Source organism: Clostridium aestuarii (assembly GCF_026735135.1).
Taxonomy (GTDB): Bacteria; Bacillota; Clostridia; order Clostridiales; family Clostridiaceae; genus Clostridium_H; species Clostridium_H aestuarii.
Genome location: NZ_JAPQER010000027.1, coordinates 1 through 832 on the forward strand (window position 1 = coordinate 1; position 832 = coordinate 832).

Consider the following 832-nt stretch of genomic DNA (forward strand, 5'->3'; position numbering starts at 1 on the left):
TTATGAATAATGTTCAATTAGCTTCATTAGCAGTAAGCTTAGGAGATACTGAAACATTAATTCAACATCCAGCATCAATGACTCATTCACCATATACTGCAGAAGAAAGAGCAGCAGCAGGAATAAGCGATGGATTAGTTAGATTATCAGTTGGTCTTGAAACTGCAAATGATATAATCGCTGACTTGAAACAAGCTTTAGATTTAATAGTAAAATAGAAGTTAAAGCATAATTTTTAATTTAAGATTATGAAGAATAACAAATTAATTGTAAGGGAATATATTCTTTACAGTTAATTTGTTTTTTTTATATTAAAACAAAAAAAGTTCATCTGTAAATTCTGTGATTAAAAGTTATGAATATAGTTTAAATATTTTATTTCATAAAAAAATCAAGTGGAAATAAAAAGAACCAAATGGAAAATAAAATTTACATAATTACTGACAAAGCGGTTACAAAACTTTACAAAGTGTTAAATTATTAAATTGAATTTTATTATTATGAATTTGAAAAAAATAGAGAAATGGTATGAAATATAGGGTTTGAATGTTTGTTTGTAAAAAAAACGTATGATTCTTAAAAACATTTGTAGCTTGGCATAGTACTTGCTATTAATACTTATGAAAACAATTACAATGATAAAATAGATAATAAATATAAAATTTTAAGGAGGCAATATAAATGAATAAAGAACATATGGCAAACATGGGCGTTGCAACACAAGCTATACACGGAGGACATGCAGGAGACAAGCAATTTGGATCATTAGCTACTCCAATATTCCAAACATCTACATTTATATTTGATTCAGCAGAACAAGGTGGAAGAAGAT

General features: G+C 26.6%; 1 protein-coding gene and 1 pseudogene. Both read left to right on the forward strand.

Annotation, left to right across the window (positions count from 1 at the left end; genetic code table 11):
- Window positions 1-218 (forward strand): PLP-dependent transferase (locus OW763_RS16775; protein ID WP_268042744.1); only part of this gene is annotated, 218 nt, incomplete at its 5' end.
- Between the two features lie 463 nt (window positions 219-681).
- Window positions 682-832, forward strand: a pseudogene (locus OW763_RS16780) (methionine gamma-lyase); the annotation flags it as partial.